The 22,935-nt window shown below is 38.7% G+C and carries 27 protein-coding genes; 24 read left to right on the top strand and 3 right to left on the bottom strand.

Annotation, left to right across the window (positions count from 1 at the left end):
- Window positions 1-256: 256 nt before the first annotated feature.
- On the bottom strand, window positions 257-889 hold the full coding sequence (locus T546_RS23720; protein ID WP_034599512.1) for a Crp/Fnr family transcriptional regulator: 633 nt from the start codon (window positions 887-889) through the stop codon (window positions 257-259).
- 122 nt (window positions 890-1,011) lie between these two features.
- Between T546_RS23720 and T546_RS0115465 the strand changes: the two genes are divergently transcribed.
- From T546_RS0115465 to T546_RS0115405, 13 genes are all read left to right on the top strand, one after another.
- Complete coding sequence (locus T546_RS0115465; protein ID WP_026892403.1) at window positions 1,012-1,965, top strand: nucleoside hydrolase; 954 nt, start codon at window positions 1,012-1,014, stop codon at window positions 1,963-1,965.
- Window positions 1,966-2,332: 367 nt separating this feature from the next.
- Window positions 2,333-3,181: a PRD domain-containing protein gene (locus T546_RS0115460; protein WP_207641326.1), complete on the top strand. Its 849-nt coding sequence runs from the start codon at window positions 2,333-2,335 to the stop codon at window positions 3,179-3,181.
- A gap of 112 nt (window positions 3,182-3,293) precedes the next feature.
- Window positions 3,294-4,676 carry a PTS transporter subunit EIIC gene (locus T546_RS0115455; protein WP_026892401.1) on the top strand — a complete coding sequence of 461 codons (1,383 nt, stop codon included), beginning with the start codon at window positions 3,294-3,296 and terminating at the stop codon, window positions 4,674-4,676.
- A gap of 20 nt (window positions 4,677-4,696) precedes the next feature.
- Window positions 4,697-6,139, top strand: coding sequence for a 6-phospho-beta-glucosidase (ascB, locus tag T546_RS0115450; RefSeq protein WP_026892400.1), 1,443 nt, complete (start codon window positions 4,697-4,699; stop codon window positions 6,137-6,139).
- A 31-nt stretch (window positions 6,140-6,170) separates the two neighbouring features.
- A complete protein-coding gene (locus T546_RS0115445) occupies window positions 6,171-6,659 on the top strand; it encodes a PTS sugar transporter subunit IIA (protein ID WP_026892399.1) in 489 nt (162 codons plus the stop codon).
- A gap of 251 nt (window positions 6,660-6,910) precedes the next feature.
- The gene (locus T546_RS0115440) at window positions 6,911-8,302 is read left to right on the top strand and encodes an aldehyde dehydrogenase (RefSeq protein WP_026892398.1); all 1,392 of its coding nucleotides are present in this window, start codon (window positions 6,911-6,913) and stop codon (window positions 8,300-8,302) included.
- 36 nt (window positions 8,303-8,338) lie between these two features.
- Window positions 8,339-9,103 carry a sugar phosphate isomerase/epimerase family protein gene (locus T546_RS0115435; RefSeq protein ID WP_026892397.1) on the top strand — a complete coding sequence of 255 codons (765 nt, stop codon included), beginning with the start codon at window positions 8,339-8,341 and terminating at the stop codon, window positions 9,101-9,103.
- 81 nt (window positions 9,104-9,184) lie between these two features.
- Window positions 9,185-9,616 (top strand): Rrf2 family transcriptional regulator, encoded by a 432-nt coding sequence (locus tag T546_RS0115430; protein WP_026892396.1) that lies wholly within the window; start codon window positions 9,185-9,187, stop codon window positions 9,614-9,616.
- 103 nt (window positions 9,617-9,719) lie between these two features.
- On the top strand, window positions 9,720-10,328 hold the full coding sequence (locus T546_RS0115425; protein ID WP_026892395.1) for a DsbA family oxidoreductase: 609 nt from the start codon (window positions 9,720-9,722) through the stop codon (window positions 10,326-10,328).
- A gap of 12 nt (window positions 10,329-10,340) precedes the next feature.
- On the top strand, window positions 10,341-10,979 hold the full coding sequence (locus T546_RS0115420; RefSeq protein ID WP_026892394.1) for an NAD(P)-dependent oxidoreductase: 639 nt from the start codon (window positions 10,341-10,343) through the stop codon (window positions 10,977-10,979).
- Window positions 10,980-11,288: 309 nt separating this feature from the next.
- A complete protein-coding gene (locus T546_RS0115415; RefSeq protein ID WP_330371935.1) occupies window positions 11,289-11,894 on the top strand; it encodes a DUF4256 domain-containing protein in 606 nt (201 codons plus the stop codon).
- A gap of 263 nt (window positions 11,895-12,157) precedes the next feature.
- Window positions 12,158-12,676: a hypothetical protein gene (locus T546_RS0115410; protein WP_026892392.1), complete on the top strand. Its 519-nt coding sequence runs from the start codon at window positions 12,158-12,160 to the stop codon at window positions 12,674-12,676.
- Between the two features lie 13 nt (window positions 12,677-12,689).
- Window positions 12,690-13,331: a hypothetical protein gene (locus tag T546_RS0115405; RefSeq protein ID WP_026892391.1), complete on the top strand. Its 642-nt coding sequence runs from the start codon at window positions 12,690-12,692 to the stop codon at window positions 13,329-13,331.
- Between the two features lie 280 nt (window positions 13,332-13,611).
- On the opposite strand, the gene T546_RS0115400 is transcribed toward T546_RS0115405, so the two are convergent.
- Window positions 13,612-14,379, bottom strand: a complete 768-nt coding sequence (locus tag T546_RS0115400; RefSeq protein WP_026892390.1) for an EFR1 family ferrodoxin — start codon at window positions 14,377-14,379, stop codon at window positions 13,612-13,614.
- A gap of 137 nt (window positions 14,380-14,516) precedes the next feature.
- Between T546_RS0115400 and T546_RS0115395 the strand changes: the two genes are divergently transcribed.
- The 11 genes from T546_RS0115395 (at window position 14,517) to T546_RS0115350 (ending at window position 21,688) form a co-directional block, all read left to right on the top strand.
- Complete coding sequence (locus T546_RS0115395) at window positions 14,517-14,858, top strand: winged helix-turn-helix transcriptional regulator (RefSeq protein ID WP_026892389.1); 342 nt, start codon at window positions 14,517-14,519, stop codon at window positions 14,856-14,858.
- 38 nt (window positions 14,859-14,896) lie between these two features.
- A complete protein-coding gene (locus T546_RS0115390; RefSeq protein WP_026892388.1) occupies window positions 14,897-15,595 on the top strand; it encodes a response regulator transcription factor in 699 nt (232 codons plus the stop codon).
- Window positions 15,592-16,989 carry a sensor histidine kinase gene (locus T546_RS0115385; protein ID WP_207641325.1) on the top strand — a complete coding sequence of 466 codons (1,398 nt, stop codon included), beginning with the start codon at window positions 15,592-15,594 and terminating at the stop codon, window positions 16,987-16,989. Before T546_RS0115390 ends, T546_RS0115385 begins: the two co-directional genes overlap by 4 nt.
- A gap of 67 nt (window positions 16,990-17,056) precedes the next feature.
- On the top strand, window positions 17,057-17,185 hold the full coding sequence (locus T546_RS26360) for a histidine phosphatase family protein (protein WP_084326457.1): 129 nt from the start codon (window positions 17,057-17,059) through the stop codon (window positions 17,183-17,185).
- Window positions 17,186-17,220: 35 nt separating this feature from the next.
- Window positions 17,221-17,757, top strand: coding sequence for a GNAT family N-acetyltransferase (locus tag T546_RS0115380; RefSeq protein ID WP_242842245.1), 537 nt, complete (start codon window positions 17,221-17,223; stop codon window positions 17,755-17,757).
- A 156-nt stretch (window positions 17,758-17,913) separates the two neighbouring features.
- A complete protein-coding gene (locus T546_RS0115375; RefSeq protein ID WP_026892385.1) occupies window positions 17,914-18,456 on the top strand; it encodes a cysteine hydrolase family protein in 543 nt (180 codons plus the stop codon).
- A 101-nt stretch (window positions 18,457-18,557) separates the two neighbouring features.
- Window positions 18,558-19,139, top strand: coding sequence for a type 1 glutamine amidotransferase family protein (locus tag T546_RS0115370; protein WP_034599507.1), 582 nt, complete (start codon window positions 18,558-18,560; stop codon window positions 19,137-19,139).
- 1 nt (window position 19,140) lies between these two features.
- A complete protein-coding gene (locus tag T546_RS0115365) occupies window positions 19,141-19,887 on the top strand; it encodes an alpha/beta fold hydrolase (protein WP_026892383.1) in 747 nt (248 codons plus the stop codon).
- A 118-nt stretch (window positions 19,888-20,005) separates the two neighbouring features.
- Complete coding sequence (locus T546_RS24700) at window positions 20,006-20,602, top strand: GNAT family N-acetyltransferase (protein ID WP_051629882.1); 597 nt, start codon at window positions 20,006-20,008, stop codon at window positions 20,600-20,602.
- The gene (locus tag T546_RS0115355) at window positions 20,599-20,931 is read left to right on the top strand and encodes a hypothetical protein (RefSeq protein ID WP_026892382.1); all 333 of its coding nucleotides are present in this window, start codon (window positions 20,599-20,601) and stop codon (window positions 20,929-20,931) included. Before T546_RS24700 ends, T546_RS0115355 begins: the two co-directional genes overlap by 4 nt.
- A gap of 85 nt (window positions 20,932-21,016) precedes the next feature.
- On the top strand, window positions 21,017-21,688 hold the full coding sequence (locus tag T546_RS0115350; protein WP_026892381.1) for an epoxyqueuosine reductase: 672 nt from the start codon (window positions 21,017-21,019) through the stop codon (window positions 21,686-21,688).
- 802 nt (window positions 21,689-22,490) lie between these two features.
- On the opposite strand, the gene T546_RS0115345 is transcribed toward T546_RS0115350, so the two are convergent.
- Window positions 22,491-22,715 carry a DUF4318 domain-containing protein gene (locus tag T546_RS0115345; protein WP_026892380.1) on the bottom strand — a complete coding sequence of 75 codons (225 nt, stop codon included), beginning with the start codon at window positions 22,713-22,715 and terminating at the stop codon, window positions 22,491-22,493.
- Between the last annotated feature and the right edge of the window lie 220 nt (window positions 22,716-22,935).

Raw genomic sequence — 22,935 nt, 5'->3', positions numbered from 1 at the left:
CCCCAAAAACAGTTTTATAATACAAGCATGGGCAAGAACCAATGAAAAATGGCCTTGCCCATAAATAACAATCAATATTTTATATCAGTTTTTGGAGTTTACACGGACTTTGAAACGGTCTCTGTGGATTCTCTGCGGTGGAATTTTTCAATCCCCATCACAAAGATGAAGCTATCCCTGAAGATATGGTGGGTGGAGATTACTTCTTCCGTTTTGAAAAAGTGATGAATTAAGTAGAAGCATTACCCCTTAGTCATCAAATCAACGAGGAGCAATACATCTCTAATTTTTCTTCTGAGAGAATATGAAATCGCTTTTGGCGATATTCAAAGTAATGATTCCGTTTGCATTCGGCTATGGAACGATTTAAGCTTCTGATTGGGATCAATGTCTCAGAACAAACGTCTTGTTTTGTAAGCGTTGCTAAATCACCTGATTTGTTATGAGTATAAATGCAGTATAGAAGCCGGTCGCCTACGCTTAATAGTGAAATTGAAGTAAGCTTTTGAGAACTTTTTATAAGCTTTTCTGTAAGCTGCCTGATAAGAAATTTAGTGAATTCAAAGTCAGCCTTCATCCATTCAAATACCTGTTCTTTTTGAATCAGAATGGTGTTGCAGTCTGTCTGGGCCACCACCTCATGTGTTTTTATATCATTATGAAAAAGCTCCAATTCCCCAAAACATTGATATGCCTCATAAGTGTATAGCACAAAACCAGCCCCCGAGAGGTTTTGAATCAGCACATCAGCGGTGCCCTTTATGAGGATGTACAGGTAATTGTTTTCTTCTCCCGGATATAAGATATAACTTCCTTTGCGGTGCTCTTTATAGACAAAGGAAGCCTTCACAGATGCCGGGGCGGTATTAATAAAATGAGACAGATCCATATAGACCTCCAATTTATTTTCAGTTTTGGTCATTTGACCTATTTATATTTTACCATCTGTCGTAGAATTTAATCAACAGGAATCAGCCCTGAAAAAACAAATAAGATTACACGGGAGGTCATATGAGAAGAATTATAATTGATACAGATTGTGGCAGTGATGATGCAGTTGCCTTAATCATGGCCTTAAAGTCAAAGGATATTCAGATTGAGGCAATTACAACCGTTTGTGGGAATGTACCCCTTGAATTAGCGACAAAAAATGCTTTAATGACAATCCAGATTACCAATGGGCAGAAGCCACCATTATATGCAGGCGCTTCTAAGCCACTCATGAGGGAATTAGTAACCGCCGTGAATGTCCACGGGGAAGATGGAATGGGCGATTTAGACTTAATCCACCCTTCCTTAACACCAGAGAACATGCATGCAGTAGATGCCATTTTAAATATGGTGGAACGATATCCAAATGAAATTGAAATCATTGCCATCGGCCCTGTTACCAATATTGCTTTAGCTATTATGAAGGAGCCCTCCATCATGAAAAAAGTAAAGCATATCTATTCCATGGGGACTGCCGGCTTTGGAAGAGGCAATACAACACCTGTTGCCGAGTTTAATGTTTACGTAGATGCAGAAGCTTATGATATCATGCTAAGGTCAGACATTCCAATCACCATTATAGGCTTTGACATATGTCTTGGAGACGCTGCACTGAATAGAAATGATATGGAATTGCTGATGGAGAGTGGGAAGGAAGAAGCTGTTTTTGCAGTTAGATGCAATCAGTCATTGCTGGAGTACAATCTAAAACGCAGCGGAGAGCATATCGTGGATCTGCCGGATGCAGTGGCTATGGGGGTAGTTCTCTGGCCTGAGATCGTTACGGATTCAGCAGAGTGCTTTTCTAAGACGTGTATCATTGACTCAATCACCTATGGACAAGTGATTATAGATGACGGGGCCGTACTGGCAGTCTCAGATGGGTTTACCGCTCAGAAGCCAAATTCTAAGGTGTGTAAGTCAATCGATAATCAGGCATTTAAATCAAAGATGTTCAAGCTTTTGCTTCAATAAAAAATAGATCAAGATTAACTGGATTTTATCAAGAGAGGCTGGCTGTCAGGAGCGGCTGCGATGATATCGCTTTTCACCAGGACAGAATGGTATCCATAAGAGTCTGTCAGGCAAGTAAGATAAGGTGATAGACAAGGTCGCTCCTTTCAGCCCATAGTGGTCGGAATCTAATTCATGATTTAGATATAAGGTGATTTTTTGTGCATAATGTATAAAAATATCACGATATTTTGATTGAATATCACACGTTGACATAATTTTGGTTATCCGCTATACTAATCATAGACGTAAGGTTTGTTACTCTTTGAGGCATCACCTGATTTATTTGGTGTGTTTTCAAGGAGTTTTTTGTTATCTAAAAATACGGATGAAAGGAATAATCATGAAGGCGATTAAGAAAATCAACAACAATGTGGCAATATGTGTAGATGATAATAATAAAGAACTGATTGCCTTTGGAAAAGGGATTGGATTTCCCTCTATGCCCTACCAGATAACAGACCTTGGTTCCATTACTATGACATTCTATCGGATGGATAAGAGTTACTATAAGCTCTTAGAAGAAATTCCGGAGGAAGTATTTGAGGTATCAGCCCTGATCGTAAAAAGGGCCCAGAATACCTTGGACTGCAGGCTGAATCCCAACCTGTTACCGGGACTGGCTGATCATATTAATTTTGCATTGATTCGTTTAAAGAAGTATAAAAAGATGAAGATGTTATTTTCCTACGATGTGGAGCAGCTGTATCCGGCAGAAACAGAGCTTGGAAAATATGCAGTGAACCTGATTCAAAAAAAGCTTCTGGTTAAATTGCCGGAGAGTGAGATCACCAACATTGCAATGCATTTCGTCAATGCAGAAGAAGAGAACATAAACGATTCCTCAGAATGGGATGTGGAGTTGTTGATTGATGGGATTACCAATGAAATTGAAACATGGTTTGGAGTATCCATTGATCGGAAAGGGTTCAATTACAATCGGTTTGTGATGCACCTTAGATATAGCCTGAAGCGGATTGAGGAAAAGAAGCAATTTGAAGATGATAACGGTAAACTTTTTGAAATCATGAAAGAAGAAAGCCCGGAAATCTATGAATGCTCTTTAAAGATCAGTTCCGTCATAGGGGATAAGCTACAGGAACAAATTACACAAGATGAGATTTTGTACCTGATGATACACATCAGCCGTATCTTGAAAAATAATACAGCGAATTAAGGATTGTTACTCTTAGGGAGGCATTACCGGAGCTGACGCAATAAAACAATTGCGTCTCTTCGGTTTTTTTTATTTCAATAAGACCATTTCAAATAGGAGAGGGAGAAAAGCCATGGCAAAAAAAGAAAGATATGAAGAGCTTTCAGAAAAGGTACTGGAGCTCATTGGTGGTAAAGATAATATCAGTTACTTTGGTCATTGCATGACACGTTTAAGATTTAATTTAAAGGACACCAGCATTGCCCATATAGACGAGATTAAGAAAATAGACGGAGTCATAGGAGCTCAATGGTCCAACGAACAATTACAGATCATCATCGGACAATCCGTTGGCGATGCATATAAGCTGATCTGTGCAAAGGCAGGTCTGGCTGCTGAAAAAACGGTAGAGGAAAATTTAGATGATAATAAGAAAAAGTTTAGTGTAAGTGCGGTTTTAGACGGCATTTCAGGAAGCTTAATGCCGCTAATACCAGCCCTCATTGGCGCAGGTATGTTAAAGGTGGTTATCATACTGGGGGAACTTCTTGGATTTTTGACCCCGGATATGCCAACACATGCAGTTCTATCCTTTGCATCAGACGCAGGATTTTATTTCCTTCCAGTCTTTTTAGGTGCAACAGCAGCCAATAAGTTTAAGGCCAATATGGGGCTAGGTATGCTGCTTGGAGCAATTTTAATTCACCCGAAAATGGTTTCCAATGTAGCAGAAGGGGTAGGAATGTCCATCTTTGGTCTTCCGGTTTACGCTGCATCCTATACAAGCACCATTTTCCCGGTGATCATGGCTGTATTTGTGATGTCCTATGTGGAGAAGTTTTTCAGAAAGATTTCAAGAGACTCCATAAAGGCGATTGTAGTGCCGCTTGGAACGATTATAGTTATGCTTCCTTTGACCTTATGTCTCATTGGACCAGCAGGCTCCTTTTTAGGAGTTTATTTAGCAAAGGGAATTATGTTCTTATATAATACCACTGGTTTCTTTGGTGTGGCATTGCTGGCAGCTGTGTATCCGTTGTTAGTAATTACAGGCATGCACGGTGCGTTGTTCCCATATATGATGCAGTCCTTTGCGTCCTTTGGATACGAGCCCATTGTCTGTGCAGCAGCTGTCATTGCAAATATTAATCAGGGGGCAGCAGCAGCTGCAGTAGCAATAAGATGTAAAGATAAAAAGACAAAATCAACGGCAGCCTCAAGTGCCATCACAGCCATCATCGGCGGAGTGACAGAGCCAGCCATGTTTGGTGTGAACTTAAGACTAAAGAAGCCACTGTATGCCGTTATTATTGGAAACTTCTGCGGAGCTGCATTTGCAGGGCTTATGAAGGTATATGCCTATGCGTTATCCGGAAGTGCAGGAATCTTTGGCGTTCCAGGGTTCATAGGACCCAATGCCTTAAATGTTGTCTATATGGGCATCAGCCTTTTAATTGGCTTTGTAGTAACATTTGTAGTAACACTGTTTCTGTACAAAGGCGAAAGTATTTACTAAATGAATGGAGGTAATATTCAATGAGTTTTCCAAAAGGATTTTTATGGGGAGGAGCTACGGCTGCCAATCAGTTTGAAGGCGGCTGGAAGGAAGATGGGAAGGGCGATAGTGTCTGTGATCATATGACAGGCGGCACAGCCACCACACCCCGTTACTTTACCAATACAATCAAAGAGGACACCTATTACCCGTCCCATGAAGCGGTGGACTTTTTTCACAGATATAAAGAAGACATCGCACTTATGGCAGAAATGGGCTTTGGAGTCTTTCGTCTCTCCATCAACTGGACCCGCATTTTTCCAAAGGGAGATGAAGAAACACCAAATCAAAAGGGACTTGATTTTTACCGTTCTGTATTTGAAGAATGTAAAAAGTATGGGATTGAGCCATTGGTTACCATTTCCCATTATGAGCTTCCTTATCATTTGATGGATGAATATAGTGGCTGGACAAACCGGAAATGTATTGACTTCTTCCTTCACTATTGTAAGGTGTTGTTTGAAGAGTACAAGGATCTGGTCAAGTACTGGCTGACCTTTAATGAGATCAACTGTCTTATTATGGGCGTTGGTGATATTTTATCTGCTGGCATTAAGTGTGAAGATGGTCCGGCTCAGGTTCTGGGACTCCCAGGTACAAGGGAGCAGCTGGCAAATCGCTTTCAGGCTCTTCACCATCAATTTATTGCCAGTGCAAAGGCGGTGAAATTAGGTCATGAGATAAATCCTGAATTTCAGATTGGCTGTATGGTGGCAGGCGGTGCCATTTATCCTTACACCTGTAATCCAGATGACATCTTAAAGGCTCAGCAGGACATGAGAATGAACTATTTTTGCGGAGATGTGCAGGTGAGGGGAGAATACCCCCATTTTTCAAACAGAATGTTTGAAGAGATGGGCATTTCAATCACCATGGAAGAGGGAGATGCTGACATCCTAAAGGAAGGAACGGTTGACTTCTACAGCTTCAGCTATTACATGAGTACCTGTTCTACCGTTGACAGTGAAGCCCTGAAAGCCGCCGGAAATGTGGTCATGGGCGTAAATAATCCCTATTTAAAATCAAGTGACTGGGGCTGGCAGATTGATCCTAAAGGCTTGAGATATCTCTTAAATGAGCTGTATGGCAGATATCAGATTCCTATGATGGTAGTTGAGAATGGACTGGGAGCGGTTGATAAAGTAGAAGAGGATGGCAGCATCCACGATCACTACCGAATTGATTATCTTCGTGAGCATATCAAACAGATGGAGGAAGCCATTGGGGACGGTGTGGATCTCATTGCGTTTACTCCATGGGGCTGTATCGATCTGGTGAGTGTCTCCACCGGTGAGATGAAGAAGCGGTATGGATTTGTATACGTGGATAAAGATAACGATGGAAATGGTACCTTAGACCGGATTCGTAAGGATTCCTTTTACTGGTATAAAGAAGTGATTGCAACAAATGGGGAAACGCTATAATATTACCTTATAAAAAGACAAAGGAGATAAGATGGGATTATTTGATAAATTAACAAAGAAATTTTCCAATACCACAACCGTTTACACTCCTGTTCACGGGGAAGTGATCTCTCTTAAGGACATCGCAGACGGCATATTTTCGGAAGGGATTCTGGGAAAAGGGGTTGGTATCAGACCGGCGGATGGTGTTGTATATGCTCCCTTTGACGGAAAGGTAGTCCAGATCGCAGACACCAAGCATGCCATCTGTATCGAGAATCATGCTGGCGTACAGCTCATGATCCATGTAGGGCTGGACACTGTCAATATGGAGGGAAATGGATTTGAGCAGCAGGTAAAGGTTGGCGATACGGTTACCTGCGGGCAGCAGATCATGACATTTTCCATAGATGAGATTCAGAAAGCAGGATACCCAACAACTGCAGTGGTGGTAATTTTAAATTCCAATGATTACAGCTCCATTGAACTATTAGGGGAAGGTCAAATGACCAAGGCAGACAAGCTGATTCAGATTTCATAAGAGAATATAATTATAAAGGCCAGGGAAGCAAAAGAACGTTTCTCTGGCCTTTATTTATGCAATTTCATGAATGCGATGGTACGTCGAATCAGGGAGAAAGTTCGCTATTGACATGGGACAGGTTAACGGATAGGATAAAAGCAATAAAGAGTCATGACAGCATGAGCGTTACACTGCAATCGAATACATATTTTTCAGTTTTTGACTGATACTGGCTTATAAAGCGATTACTGTGAAAAAGGAGAACGAATATGGAAACATTTGATTCAAAAAGTTTAAAGGAGCTCTTGCGCATGCAAAAAGAGTTCTATCATAAGGGGCATACCCATAGCATTTCCTTCCGAATCAATCAGCTGGTAAAGCTGAGAGCAGCCCTTCACCGGTATGAGGATGCCATTAAAGAGGCGTTATATCAGGATTTGGGAAAAGGGGAGTTTGAAGCCTATGTAACGGAAATCGGATTTATTTACCACAGCATCGGCTACATGATGAAGAACCTTGGTAAATGGGCCAGGCCTGAAGCCGTAAAAACGCCCCTCCATCTTCAGCCTTCCAAAAGCTATATTTTAAATGAGCCATATGGAACCGTACTAATTATTGGACCATTTAACTATCCGTTTCAGCTCCTGATTGAACCGTTAATCGGTGCCATAGCAGGGGGAAACTGCGTTATTTTAAAGCCATCGGAGCATACCCCTCACCTGTCTTCCGTCATAGAAAAGCTTATTGGTGAGACATTTCATAAGTCATACATTCGTGTGGTCCAGGGAGGAGTCGAGGAGACCTCACTACTCATTCATGCGCCCATGGATTATATCTTTTTTACCGGAAGCCCAGGAGTGGGGAAAATTGTCATGGAAGCGGCAGCTAAAAATCTGGTACCAGTCACATTGGAGCTTGGAGGGAAAAGTCCTGTCATTGTGGATTCCACCGCCAATTTAGACCTGGCTGCGAAACGAATCATCTGGGGGAAATTCTTAAACGCGGGACAGACCTGCATTGCGCCGGATTACGTTTTGGTAGAGGAAGGTGTAAGGGATGAGCTGGTTCAGAAGATGAAAGCTGTCCTCTTGAACTTCTTTGGCAGATCGCCTTTGAGATCCAAAGATTTTGGCAGAATCGTAAATGAAAAACAGTTTGACCGTCTTGTCTCCATTCTTAATAAGGACAGGGTCCATATTCTTCATGGGGGACATTATAAGAAGGAGAAGCTGTTTATCGAGCCAACGCTGACAGAGGCGGTTTCCTGGGATAACGCTGTGATGAAGGAGGAGCTTTTCGGGCCGATTCTTCCCATTATGACCTACAAGTCTCTGGATAAGGCAATTCGTATGATACAGCAGCACCAAAAACCATTGGCCCTTTATCTCTTTACCAGAAATAAACGGGTGGAACGGAAGGTATTTGCCCAGGTTTCCTTTGGCGGAGGTTGCGTCAATGATACCATTTCCCATGTGGCGAACCATCATCTTCCGTTTGGGGGAGTAGGAAATTCGGGAATGGGAGCTTATCACGGAAAATACAGCTTTGATTTATTTACCCATAAGAAAAGTATCATGAAGAAAAGCACCCTGCTGGAGACAGGTCTTACCTTTCCGCCGTATAGGAATAGGCTGAATCTGATTAAAAGGATATTAAAGTAGCAGGAAAAACAATTACAAATGCGGGAGGTAACGTTTATGTTTACGATTTATGACTGGTTTGGCTATGAATTACCGATCAAAGAACGGTATCGGCTCATCAAGGAGGCTGGTTTTGACGGGGTTCTTTTATGGTGGAGTGAAGGATTTGGCCGAAATCATTACCTTGACGCACCAGAAATGGCGCGGGAAGCCGGTCTTTTTATAGAGAACATTCATGCTCCAATGCAAAACCAGGATCATATCTGGCTGGATAATCTGGACGGGGAAGCGTTGACTGACTGTTATTTAAAATGCATTTCAGATTGTGCAGAATTTAAGATTCCCACCATGGTGGTGCATCTGCCCAATGAGAATAAACCTTATAATCAGCTGGGACTGGATCGGATTAAGAGAATGGCTGAGAAGGCAGAAAGGCTGGAGGTCAATGTGGCGCTTGAGAATTTATGGAATCTTTCTAATCTATCCTATATGCTGGAACAAGTGGATTCTCCCCGCATTGGATTTTGCTATGACTGCGGCCATCACTACCATTACTATCCGGACAAGGATTTGTTATCCATGTATGGGCCGCGGTTAAAGGCTCTTCATTTACATGACGATAATGGAAGCTATGGCATGCATGGGATACCCTTTGATGGCTCCATTGACTGGGCTGTTGCCATGAAAAATATTGAAAAAACCGGGTATACAGGCCCCACAGCCATTGAGGCCATGTACTGGGATTACGAACATTTAACCGCCAGAGAATATTTACATAGGGCTTATGAAAGCGGAAAACGGCTGGAGGCTCTAAGAAAATAAAAAATTAAAAAAGAAAATTTAAAATCTGATACTTGACAAAAAAAGCTGTTGTAACTATAATGGTTACATGAGGTGATGCAAATGAAAATCAGTAGCCGGTTCACAGTAGCGGTTCATATCTTGTCTCTCATTTCCATTCAAAAGAATGTGTTATGCACTTCTGAATGGATTGCTGGAAGCGTGAATACCAATCCGGTGGTAATCCGAAGGATTATGGGAATGCTGAAAAAAGCAGGCATGGTCAGTGTTACCTCTGGAACGGGAGGAGCCTCTCTGATCAAGAATCTAAATGCGATCACCCTCCTTGATGTTTACAAAGCTGTGGAGGTCGTAGAGGAAGGGGAACTGTTTCAGTTTCAGGAGAATCCCAACCCCGATTGCCCGGTAGGATCAAATATCCAGGGAGTCTTAGAACTGATACTAATCAGTGCCCAGGAAGCCATGGAGCAGGTTTTGAAAGAAGTGACCATGGAAGAGCTTGTGAATCATTTAAGTAAGAAAATTGAATCGTAAAAAGTTCAATTTTTTTTAAAACCTTGTTGTAACAATTTCGGTTACAACAAAACGACAGATACATTAATTGCTTGATTTAATCATAGATAGGAGATGAATGGATATGAAGTTGAAAGTAAAGGTGTACTCAGATTACGTCTGTCCCTTTTGCTATTTAGGGAAAGATCAATTTGAAAAAGCGATGGAAGGAAAAGAAGTTGATGTGGAATGGATGCCTTACGAACTGCGCCCAAGACCTACTGAGCAGCTGGACCCGGCAAATGATCCAGATAAATTACAACTATGGGACAATGCCATAACCCCCAGAGCAAAGGCCTGGAACATTGATATGAAGCTTCCCAATGTTTCCCCTCACCCTTATACAGACCTGGCACATCAGGGATTTCTATATGCCAGGGACATGGGAAAGGGAGCAGCTTACAATAAACGGGTATTTAATGCCTTTTACCAGGAAGATAAAAATATTGGTGAGATAGAGGTTTTGGCAAAGCTTGCAGCAGAAGCAGGACTTGATGAGGTAGAGTTTAAGGAAGCTTTGGTATCAGGAAAGTACCGAAAGGCCCATCAGCAGGCATTGAAACATGCTTATGAAGAAGCCGAGATCACAAGCATTCCTACATTTTTGATAGGGGAAGAGCGGATAGAAGGTGCTGCCAGTAAAGAAGTTTTTGAACAGGTAATAGAGAGTGAATTAAAGAAAATAAAATCTTAGGAGGTAATTATTATGAAAATAGGAATCATTGGTGCTACAGGTAAAGCAGGAAACCTTATTACAAAAGAAGCGTTAGATCGAGGTCATGACGTGACCGCAATTGTAAGAAATGCTTCAAAAGTGAAAGATACTACGATACATGTTCTGGAAAAAGATGTTTTTGATTTAGAGAAAGGTGATTTAGAGGGCTTTGATGTTGTTGTGAATGCATTTAATGCAGCGCCTGGAGAAGAGAACCTTCATATCACAGCTGGGAAAAAGCTTATCAGCATACTTGAGAATGCAGGAGATACCAGATTGATCGTAGTGGGCGGAGCAGGAAGTCTGTTTGTAGATGAGGATAAGACCCTTCGCCTTATCGAGACTCCTGATTTCCCGGAAGCATACGTTCCTACGGCGAAAAATATGTTAAGCAATTTATTGGATTTACAAAATACCAATGGACTGGATTGGACCTATATCAGCCCATCTGCATTCTTTGATTTTCAGGGAGCAAGAACTGGAAAATATGTAGCTGGAAAAGACAATCTTCTGGCTAATTCCAAGGGAGACAGCTATATAAGCTATGCAGATTATGCCATTGCGGTAGTAGATGAAATAGAACAGCCAAAGCATAGGGGAGAACGATTTACGGTTGGGTCAGCAGACTGAGCGGCAGCTGATAAGGGATGATTTTCTTGAAGTGACTATTAAGAGTTTCCGATAAAATAAAAAAGGCAGCCTTTCTGATGGTTTATATTTTATAAATCGAATCAGAGGGCTGTTTTTTTGTTTTTATAAATGTGAGGTGGTATCTCGCAGCACTCTGCAATCTATCCGTATCTTTTCAGTGGTTTCTGGGGTTATAAAATAGTGTCATATGATTAAATCATGGTTAACGGTACAAACTATATGATAAATTGCTGAGGCTATATATAAGGAACATCAAAGCTTCGGTTGAAGCAATGGCAACAAGTAAATGTGGAAGAATTGCGCTTGCAGCTTTCTTTCATCATTCCTATGGAGGAAGCTATTATGGAGTTATCGCCTCAACAGCGTGAAGAACTGCTTAAAACATTAAAAACCCGATTTGAAAAAAATAAAGATTTTCATCAAGAAATTAAATGGGAGCTGGTACAGAAAAAACTGGAAGCGAATCCAGAAAAACTATGGTCACTAAACGAGATGGAGTTAACCGGAGGTGAGCCAGATGTTGTCGGTTATAATGATATTACAGGTGAATACGCATTTTTCGACTGCTCCTTAGAAAGTCCGAAAGGGCGCAGAAGTATTTGTTACGACCGTGAGGCATTGGAATCAAGGAAAGAACATAAACCAAAAACCAGCGCCATTGATCTGGCTCATGAAATGGGAATAGAGATTCTAACTGAGACGGAATATCGGGAGCTTCAAAAGCTTGGCACTTTTGATACGAAAACCAGCAGCTGGGTGAAAACACCAGATCATATAAGGAAACTGGGTGGAGCTGTTTTTTGTGATCGCCGTTACGATACTGTTTTTTTATACCATAATGGGGCAGACTCCTACTATGGTGTAAGAGGCTTTCGTGGGTCTCTACTGATTTGATTAATAAGTGAGCATGATATTTACAAATATTATGCTCATTATTATTTATTCACTTATAAATTTGATAATTACATGATTAACCGGAATAATTACTAGATGCGTATATTATGTAAAAATGTGTTAGAGTAATTTAAATAGACAATACGTGATGTAATTGGTTTTAAAGATTTCTTAATGGAAATTTATATAAAAAGAGGTGATTCCATTGAATATTGTAATATCGTAGCCATACATATTTCATATAATGAAAAGGAGGAATCATTATGTACAAAGTAAATAAAATAATAGCTCTATGTTTGACGACCATTATGGCTCTGGGAGCGACTGCGGCTCTGTCACCAACGGCATATGCTTACGAGAATAACAATATTAGCAATACAACAACTAAAAAGCAGCTTTTTGCAGTACCAGAAGGTGGTTGGTCCACAATTACTGCAAAAGTAGATTATATCGAATATTATGTTCCTAGTGGCTCTAATAATAAATTTACAAGCCGTGTATCAATGGCAGTTTATAAAACGGCTGCGGCTACATCTACTCCATATGTGACGGTGGGGAATGTTAAGCATTCAAATGATAAAGCATTTAAGAAGTGGAGTGAAATTTCAATTATATTTGATTCGTCAAAATGGGATTCTGGTTTTGGTAAAGAAAATACTGATTCAGTAACTTATTCGGCAACAACAAATGTAACGGGTAAATTAGCATTTTTAGTATCGTGTGATGGTGCAATTCCAGCAACCTCAGCTGGTTCTGTCGATTTAAATTTGAAAACTAAGTAAAGGAGTAATAATCATGGGAAAAAAAATAAAATTTATACTAAGTGGTTTTGTCATTGTTTCTCTATTAATAATTTTTGCACTTCCTGTTTTTGCTGAAAATGGATTAGGCTCTTTTATGTCTGATTGGGGAAAGGTGTTAAAAGAGTATGCTATAAATAAAGATAATACATCATCCGATCTATTTGCAAAAGGAAATACAGCGACAATAACGAATGAAGAGGTAAAACAGGCAACTGACTTTTATATCCTGTCAGGTATGAATAATGAGGAGGCAAAAATACAGGCGATCAACTATGTTAAAGAAAGAGAAGCATTATATGAAATGGCAATACGCAATGGTTATGTCGTAACCGATGATGAGGTGTTGGATTATCTTAACCAGCTGAAAGAAACAATAAACACTGCAGATAATAAAGAAGATGCTTATGCAGTTATGAAATCATTTGATTCAGAACAAGATTATTGGGATTATGAGTTTACAGTATATCAGAAAAATTTACCCATTCAAAAGTATGTTGAGAGCTTACAAGACCAATATGAAAGTAAGACTACATTAAAAAGAGGAACAACAGAATTTTTAAATGATTTTAATTCATATTTTAATAATTATAAAAAAAGTTTAGTGGAAGCTGAGAATTATCAGATTGTAGAATAGTATAATACATGCAATGAAATAGGTAGGCATCTTGTATAGAATAATAATATACGTAAGATGTGACAAATTTCACTTAGTATTAGCTAACTTTAAATTAAATGCAAAACGAATCATGAAGAATTCACAAGCTATTGGTTGAAGAAAATTAGGCTTTTGATATTTTGTTAGTATCTGATGAACGATATATTGAAAAAGCAGATAGTCAAAATAAGATGCGATTGAAAAGCAGGCACCTAAGAATGCCTGCTTTTTACTTTATCAAATGATGATTTTAACAGACTTAAACATTTGGGTTATAATACTGCCCTCTTTTTTCCGTTCGATCTCCATACTGAATGGCCCCAACCGGGCAGCGGTGTAAGCATGCCATACATTTCGTGCAGTCTATTCCCCATGTAGGATATTTGTTTTTTAACAGAATATTTTTGGTCGGGCAAATTTTTTCGCATAAGCCACAGGAAATACAATTACTTGTAACATGAAATTTTTTGGTTCCTAAGCAAAAACGATTAAAATAAGGATTAAAGATATAAGTTCTTAACCAGGGAAAGCTGCCGCGATAGCAGTCAAATGTATCCTTTGTTTTGTTGGTGATAAGACTGCTAATATCTTCAACCCTTTGTTTCGCCTGCTCCAGCTTTTTATCTTTCAACTCTTTTGTATCTAAATCATAATCGATAACATAATTATTGGGCATAAAGACAGAAAAACCACTGTTTAGCTTGATTTTTCTTTTTTGCAGGTTTGATGACAAAACGTTCATGGTCAGCCCTGCATGGTCCCCGCAAGTACAGACGGAATATGTATAGTAGTCATTACGATTGGTAATCACAAGATTATTTATAAACTCCAATACTATTTTAGGAGGCGCCCAGGCATAGACTGGAAATACAAAGCCAAGCATTTCATCCTGCTTTAAGGTAAATGAGAACGGCCCACGTTTTTCTTCCATAAGCTTGGGAATAAACAATATTTGATCGTCTTGAAGTTCAGCCAGCTTCTTCGCCACCCATAAGCTGTTCCCAGTACCAGAAAAATAAAATATCATACTTCTCTCTCCTTTAAATATCTATGTTTTAGTGTTACTATAATTTAGAGGCCCTGACATAATATTATATATTAAAACTGCATGTTACAAGTACGCACAATTTTGTGCCCGCAAAATATTATATTGAGGTGGTTAAAATGGATACCAGTGATTGGTACGATGGCTCATGTGAGCTGGTTAATGCGTTTAATTATATTTGCAAGAAATGGAGACTCCCTATTCTGTGGTATTTATCTCAAGGGAATTTTCGGTATTATGAGTTAAAGAGGCAGCTTTACGGTATTACCAATATTATGTTAACCCGCTCTTTGCAGGATTTAGAGAGCCATGGAATGATCTGGAGAAAACAGTACTCAGAAAATCCGCCACACGTGGAATATGGATTAACAGACCAGGGGAATAAAATTATTCCGGTGCTGAAAGTCCTGGAAGAATGGGGAGAAATGCAAGTGGAATTTGAAAAAAGAGTTAGTTCATAGACTTAATATACCATTCGTGCGAAAAGGAAGTTGTGATTATGAAAAAAATACTTGTAATTGACGATGAGGCTGCAATCAGAGATTTGATAGAACTTATTTTAAAAAGAGAAAGCTACCAGGTGAAAACAGCAGAAAATGGCACCTTAGGACTGAAGGAGCTAGGTACCTTTCAGCCAGACCTGGTGATTCTTGATTTAATGCTGCCAGACTATTCCGGCTACGATCTATGCCGGGAGATTGTAAAGACCTCCACCATTCCAGTCATCATGTTATCGGCAAAGAATGAAATCATTGATAAGGTGCTTGGTCTTGAGCTTGGGGCGGAAGATTATCTGACAAAACCCTTTGATAACAGGGAACTTATCGCAAGGATCAAGGTTGTACTAAGAAGGTATGACTCAAGCGACCAGAACTCAAATAGCTCTATGGTTCCAGTTCGATACAAAGATCTGGAGATTGATTTTGAAACGAAACGAGTGTTAAAAGGAGAAAGTCAGATTGCTCTCACTGCAAAAGAATTTAAAATACTTGAAACCCTATCCAAAAGACCGAAAAAGATATTCACCAGAGACGAGCTGTTAGAAATCGTATGGGGATATGATTATTCCGGTGATAGCCGCAGTGTGGATATGACAATTATGCGCCTTAGAAAGAAGCTGGAAGATGATACGGAGAACCCAAAGTATGTGAAAACCGTCTACGGATTCGGTTACCAGTTTGGAGGTGAAGCCGAATGAAATATGCAACCAGGCTTCTCTTAAGTATACTGTTTTTCTCTATTCTATCCTTTTCCGTTATTATTTACTGGGTGAATAAAGCCATAGACCACTATAGCTTTGTGACCATAGAAAAGCAGCTTATGGAAAAGGCAGATATGTGTGAGCTCTCATTTCGAGAAATACTTACAAGGTATGATAAAACTGCAAACGAGCCGGATGCTTCCCAGGTAGCAAAAGATGTCTTACAGGTATTAAAGGCTTCTGGAAGAGAGGTAAGAATCTATGATAGCAATCAGAAGCTTCTTGGACTGGCTGAAAATGGAACTCCAGTCTACAACGGTTCTCCTAAGATTTTTGAGGAAAATATCAGTAAGGCCCTGAAAGGAAATTATTCCTATACGGTCACAGATCAGGGATTGATATATTTTGCAATCCCTATTCAAAATAAATATTATGAAAATGCTTATGTATTTGAAATCGTTGAGGATATCTCATATTTTTACGAAATCATGGATAAAATCCGCTCCATCTTAATCATCGGAGCCGTCGGTTTTATTATTCTCATGACAGGTTCAAGCGTATTCATTGCCCGCAGGACCACAAAGCCCATCAAGTACCTTCTGGGAGCAACCGAGAAGTTCTCCAGGCAGCAATTTGACCAGGTATCGTTAAACCGAAAGGACGAGCTTGGAGTTCTGGCAGAAGGACTAAATCAGATGGGAATGAAATTAAATGACTATATTCAGTACCAGAAGCAATTTGTATCCAATGTATCACATGAGTTAAAGACCCCTCTCGCCGCAATTCGCGGATTCTCCCAATATTTATATGAAGGAGAACAGGAAGATGAGGAATTAAAAAAGGTTTATTCTCATCTGTTAAATGAATCAGACCGCTTAACAAAGCTAATCCAGGAACTGCTCATTCTCTCCAAGTTTGACAAGGCCGCTCCGGAGCTTCAAATAGATAAGGAAGATGTATCCCAATTAACGTTACAGATATTAGAAGATATGAAGCCAAAAGCGGAGAAAAAAGACGTATTGATAAAATGGAATTTAGACAGGGAAATTTATGTTAATGGTAATAAAACACTTATTACACATGCAATCGCAAATGTTGTGGATAATGCAATAAAATATTCTAATGCCGGTGGACAGGTGGCAGCGGAGACATTTATTTCTGATCATAATGCAGTCATAAAAATTAGTGACCAGGGAATCGGCATTCATCAACATGAGATTGCGCTGGTACAGGAACGCTTTTACCGGGCTGGGAATTCTAACTTTGCCAATGGCTCCGGGCTTGGACTTTCTCTTTGTAAGGAGATTGTGGAGAAATTTAATGGGCAGCTTATGATTGAGAGTGAGGTTGGAGTGGGGACCAGTGTTTCTATTGTGCTGCCTTTGGCATAGTGGTATATGGTTTGTAGCAAGCTTAATGGTACTCTAAATAATATAAGTATGAGGTAGAAGTATAATTATGGTATATCTTGTTCGTCACGGTCAAACTGATTGGAATTTGCTAAGGAAATTTAATGGCATTACAGAAACAGATTTAAATGAAACAGGAATCTGTCAGTATTATACTGGTAGTTCGAAAGGTTTCTAGTAATATAAATTAAGAAAAAAGGGGAGGGCACAACTATGATGAACAGAAAATCTATCCTGGCAGAAACGGAAAGGTTAATCTTGAGAAGGTATGAGGAAGACGATTTACAGGATTTATTTGAATATTTGTCAAATCCTAAGGTTGTAAAATATGAACCATATAAAACTAAGACTTTAAAAGAAACCGAAGATAATTTGAAGTGGAGAGTTTCATCAGATGAAATGATAGCTGTAGAGTTAAAGTCTACCGGCAAGATGATTGGTAATGTATATTTAGGAAAACGTGATTTTGAATCATTGGAAATAGGGTATGTTTTTAATGAGGATTTTTGGAACAAGGGATATGCAAAGGAAAGCTGTGAAAAGCTCATGGAACTGGCATTTCAAAAAGGTATCCATAGAATTTACGCGGAATGCGATCCTGACAATCAAGCATCGTGGAGATTATTGGAGAGTATGGACTTTGCCCGGGAAGGATATTTGAAGAAAAATGTGTATTTCTGGAGGGATAGCAATGGTAAGCCAATTTGGAAGGATACATTTATCTATTCAAAGCTAAACAAAGAGGACTAAATAAATCTCATTTACATAATAACATACACATAAGATTCTAAGACAAAAAATAATATTGACAGCTAGTACAATTATCTATATCCTTTAAATTAAAGCATCTTTCAGTGAAATAAAGGACAAAGTTCAAATGGCATGAGACATACGGAGGTAAACGATATGGTATTACTGGTTGTTGATACACAAAAATTACTTGTTAATGATCAATTATATAATTTTAGTGCCTTTACGAAAAATATTGAGAATTTAATAAGTGCAGCAAGAGAAAACAGTATTGAAGTCGTTTACGTGGTTCACGATAATGGAGCAGGAAGCAGCCTGACCAAGGGCGAGGAAGGATTTGAGATTTATGAAGATTTCAAACCCCTGGAACAGGAAAAAATATTTACAAAAGAAGTTAATAGCTCCTTTAGAGGAACCGGTCTCTTAGAATATTTAAAAAATAAAAATGAGAAAGAAATTATTGTGGTAGGGCTTCAAACAGATAAATGTATTGATGCCACGGTGAAATGTGGTTTTGAGCATGGATTCCATATGATAGTACCTGCTTACGCTAATTCAACCATTGATAATGAATATCTAAGTGGGGAAAATAGTTATAAGTATCATAATGAATTCATGTGGAATGAAAGATATGCGGAATGCATTTCCATAGATGAGGCATTAAAGAAAATAAAGAATCATAACACAATCGAATCATAGCAAACATAGACTACTAGCTGCCTAAATAAGTTAGTAGTTTTTTATTAATCAAAGCAGTAAAAGAATAGCATCTTAATGCTAAATAATAACAGGGGGTAATTATGAATCTTATAAAAAACGAAGTACTTATACTACTAACACATCAATGGTGTGATTGGGAAGGAAGCTATGCAATTGCGGTAATAAATTCTTTTTCGGATTATGTAGTAAAAACCATTGCCATTGATCATATGCCCAAAACTTCAATGGGAGGTATCAGAGCCAGTGTAGATTACAGTATCGAAGAGTATGATAACTTTCATAACCTGGCCCTTGTTATCCTTCCCGGTGGTCTTTCCTGGGAAGAAAACCAATATGAAGAAATTGCATTATTCGTGAAAAAACTTAAAGCATGTAACATTCTCATTGCAGCAATCTGTGGAGCGACCTATTTTTTATGTAAACATGGATTCCTTGATTCTGTGAAGCATACAGGAGATTCACTAGACTATTTTAAAGGTGCAGAAGGATATAAAGGAGAACATTTATACATTCCAGCCCAAGTGGTGGTTGATGGTGGCATCATCACTGCGAATGAAACAGCAGCTGTAGAATTCGCCTATGAAATCTTCAAACTGCTTCATGTTGACAGTGAGGAAGAAATGAGCCAATGGTATCACAATTTTAAAAATGGAGCTGTTTGACATGGTATTTAAAGAGTTCGGAAATATCAATGCGCCTACAATTATTTTACTTCATGGCGGCGGTCTGTCCTATTGGTCTTGGGAAGGTGTTATATCTTTATTAACACCTGAGTTTCATGTTGTTACTCCTATTCTTGACGGGTACGGCGATAATGCCAATAAGACATTTGTAAGTATAGAAGATTCCGCGGACCAAGTGATAAACTATGTGAAGGAACAATGCAACGGACATATATTTGCAATTGGTGGTTTATCCATAGGTGCCCAAATTGTCACGGAAGTGTTATCCCAAAATGCCAATATTTCAGACTTTGCCGCCATAGAAAGCACCTTGGTCTGTCCCATATGGGGAACCAGGCTTTTAGCAGTTCCCATGTGCAACCTTAGCTATGGACTGATAAGAAAGCGTTGGTTTTCAAAATTACAGGCAAAGCAGCTATGTGTCCCCGATGTGCAGTTTGAAAGATATTATACCGAAAGTATAGTAATATCAAAACAGACCTTAATAAATACAATATTCAGCAATGGGACATACAAAATGAAAGAAGAAATTAAGAAAACATCAGCAAAAGTTCTTGTTATTGTTGGGGAAAAAGAAATTACCGTCATGCAAAAATCAGCACTAATGCTACACCGGGCAATACCAAACAGTCATCTATACATTGCACCGGACATGAAACATGGTGAATTAAGCCTTACGCAGCCAGAACAATATGTTGAGCAACTAAAGCAATTGTTTTCTCAATGAGTATATACTAGAGTTGATACACGGTTTCATTGATTGAAAGAAAGAGCCATATTATTACCTTCGAATAAATAAATGGTTGTATTTCATAAGTTTATCTGACCGTGTAAAGGAGGTTAATTTGAAATCTTTCAATGATTATTTTGATAGTGTCCCCTATTTAGAGTCCCAACGATTTATTCTGCGACCATTTTCTCGCCTCGACATGGCGGAATATTTTGATATCTTAAGAGATGATCAAGTGCAAAAATATCTTGGAGGGGGAGTCCCACTTTTTGATAAGGAGCCACATATATCAAATTGGTTAAATAATATAAATGGCAGACTGTTAAAAAGTAAGACCGTTTTTACCTGGTGTGTGGAAGAAAAAAGTACAGGGAAAATAGCTGGAAGAGTGGACCTTGGAGGATTTCAAAAGAAGACCATGGCAGAAATATCGTATCATTTCGGTAGAAGTTTTTGGGGATATGGAGTTGCTACAGAGGTAGTTGAAAAAGTCACATCGTTTGGCCTTGAGAATCTAAAATTACTGCGTATACAAGGTTTAGTCCGGGTAGAGAATACAGCTTCCATTCATGTACTTGAAAAGAATGGCTATAAAAAGGAAGGGGTATTGCATTGCTATCCTTTCGGCAAGGAATTTCATACGGTTGTAATGATGGCTATAGTATCTCCGAGAGTTGATGAAAAGAAAATAGAAGGAGGATACTACATGTGAATGTATATGAGTTAACACCAGCTACCATTCCAGCAGTTGCGCTTCTTATGAGTACGATAAAACCTGACTGGTGGGATTATGAAGGTGCTTATGAGCAATTGAGCAATGTCGATGCAATCATCAAAATTAGAAGTGGGATTAGTTCTGTTGGATTTAACATTCACCATCAAGAAATAAAAAACATACCAGAAGCGATTGAAGGACTTACATGTGATCGTATTGATTATAAATGGTATCTTAAGAATGGATTTCGAGTCATTGGGATTCAGCCCAATGCCTATGAGAGAGGATTTCATCTTATTATGCTTGGCAAAGAACTTGTTCTTTGAAGACTTAATATTGATTGTTAGTAAGTATTTTGGTATTCTACTCATAAATATTATTTATACAATCGGCATGTGAGGAGATTCAGGTATGAAGAAACAAATAAAAGAATTGATATTGGGCTTAGGCGCAGATGTATGTGGTGTTGCTAATATTGACCGTTTTTCTGAAGCACCTGTGGGGTTTCACCCAAAAGATATCTTTCCGGATTGTAAATCGGTCTTTGTATTTGGAATTGCACTTCCAAAGGGATTAACAAAGGTTGAGCCGAGATTGATATATGGTTATTTTAATAACAGCACTTGCCCTGAGGTTGATGGGGTTGCGTTTAAAGCAGCAAAAGAAATTGAGAAGCTTTATGGTGGATATGCTATACCGATTCCCTCAGACGCTCCTTATGAATATTGGGATCCAAATAAAATGGAAGGACGTGGTTTGGTATCAATGAAACATGCCGCAGTACTTGCCGGGCTTGGAGCACTGGGTAAAAGCACATTACTTCTAAATGAAAAGTATGGCAATTTGCTGACCTTGGGTGCAATCCTTACCGATCTCGATCTTGAATCCGACCCGCTTGCCAAGAATATCTGCATTAATGGCTGCAAGCTATGTATTCAGAGTTGCCCAGTAAAAGCCCTGAATGGTGATCATGCAGATCAGGCCAAATGCCGGCCAAATACATATGGAACCAATGCTAGAGGTTTTGATGTTGTCAATTGTAATAGATGTAGAACAGTATGCCCAATGCGATATGGAAATTAAAACAGTAGAAAGTTGAACTTGTGACTGAATAGTCTATTTTAAAAATAGAACTAAGCCAATAAAATAGAAAACGACTAACTATCAGTATTGAGTTGGTAGTTTTTTATTGCCAGAAATCGGTTAAACTGAAATTTAGCGAGATAGAAGTAAGTTTAATATATTTATTTCATATAGACAGAGAGAGTGGCATCTGCATTTACCTGTTACAGATTTGTTACGGTATTACAATTTATTCGTATAGTAATAGATAAGTTGAATCTAGTCTTGAGTCAGTAGTGGTTAATATGGCACGATATGTCGCACTAGAATCTAAATTATCAAAAGACGAACTTCTACCCCGTGGCCCAACTATAGTGTAAGATTCTATATCAACCCATTTAGCATTTGTGTATTTTTGCAAGGTCAATGTTGTAGTTCGATCATTTGGGGTTGACGTTCTACTAAAACTATAAGATAGCCTGTCTGAATTTAATACAAAAGTCGGCGTTGTAATTGAAGCTGAACTACTAGTATATTTTACAGTCTGATATATAGTTCTTTGTTCGGAAGCGAGGGCTGTTACAGATCCCAATATAACTAGAAGTGCACATAGCAAAAATAAGATTATTTTCTTTTCTTTCAGCAAAATTACCTCCTTGATAATTATGTAATATTAGATGCCACTAATTAATTATATTCTAATTATAAATAAGTTATTACAGAAATATGGGGCGTAGATAGTAAATATTGATATTCTAATCATGTATCTTTATATAAATTAGTATTTTATTGTGAGAATAATTCCATGGATTGTTTAAAAGTACTACTGACTTTCTTTACAGTGAATAGAGTAACCTCCGCGCAGCATAGAAATTTCAGCAATATAAAACGTACTATCTAAGCGAAAAGTTATAGGCATTTCAGTACTTATTAACTCTAGCTTTTCTCCAGAGGATTGTGCATAATTTTCTATGCATGAACAGATTACATTTACGGATGGATATGTTAATGAATCTTCCAAATCAATATAGAAACCTTTTTTAAACATAAGAAGCTCCTTTCAGCGAAAGCGAATTATTCTCACATAATGATTATACAGTAATAAGAAAATATGTTAAATATAGAATTAGTATTTTCATAAAAAAGAAGGGGTGAACTCAAAGGTATCCTATCCTGTGTGGAAAAAACAATTATTGGAGAAGGAAAAAGAGGCAGTTAAGAGGGAAGCTATAATCATGAATTAGGATTAGAAGAATTAGATTATAGAG

It is taken from the genome of [Clostridium] aerotolerans DSM 5434 (assembly GCF_000687555.1).
GTDB lineage: Bacteria > Bacillota > Clostridia > Lachnospirales > Lachnospiraceae > Lacrimispora > Lacrimispora aerotolerans.
This window is presented reverse-complemented; position numbering and strand designations above follow the sequence as displayed.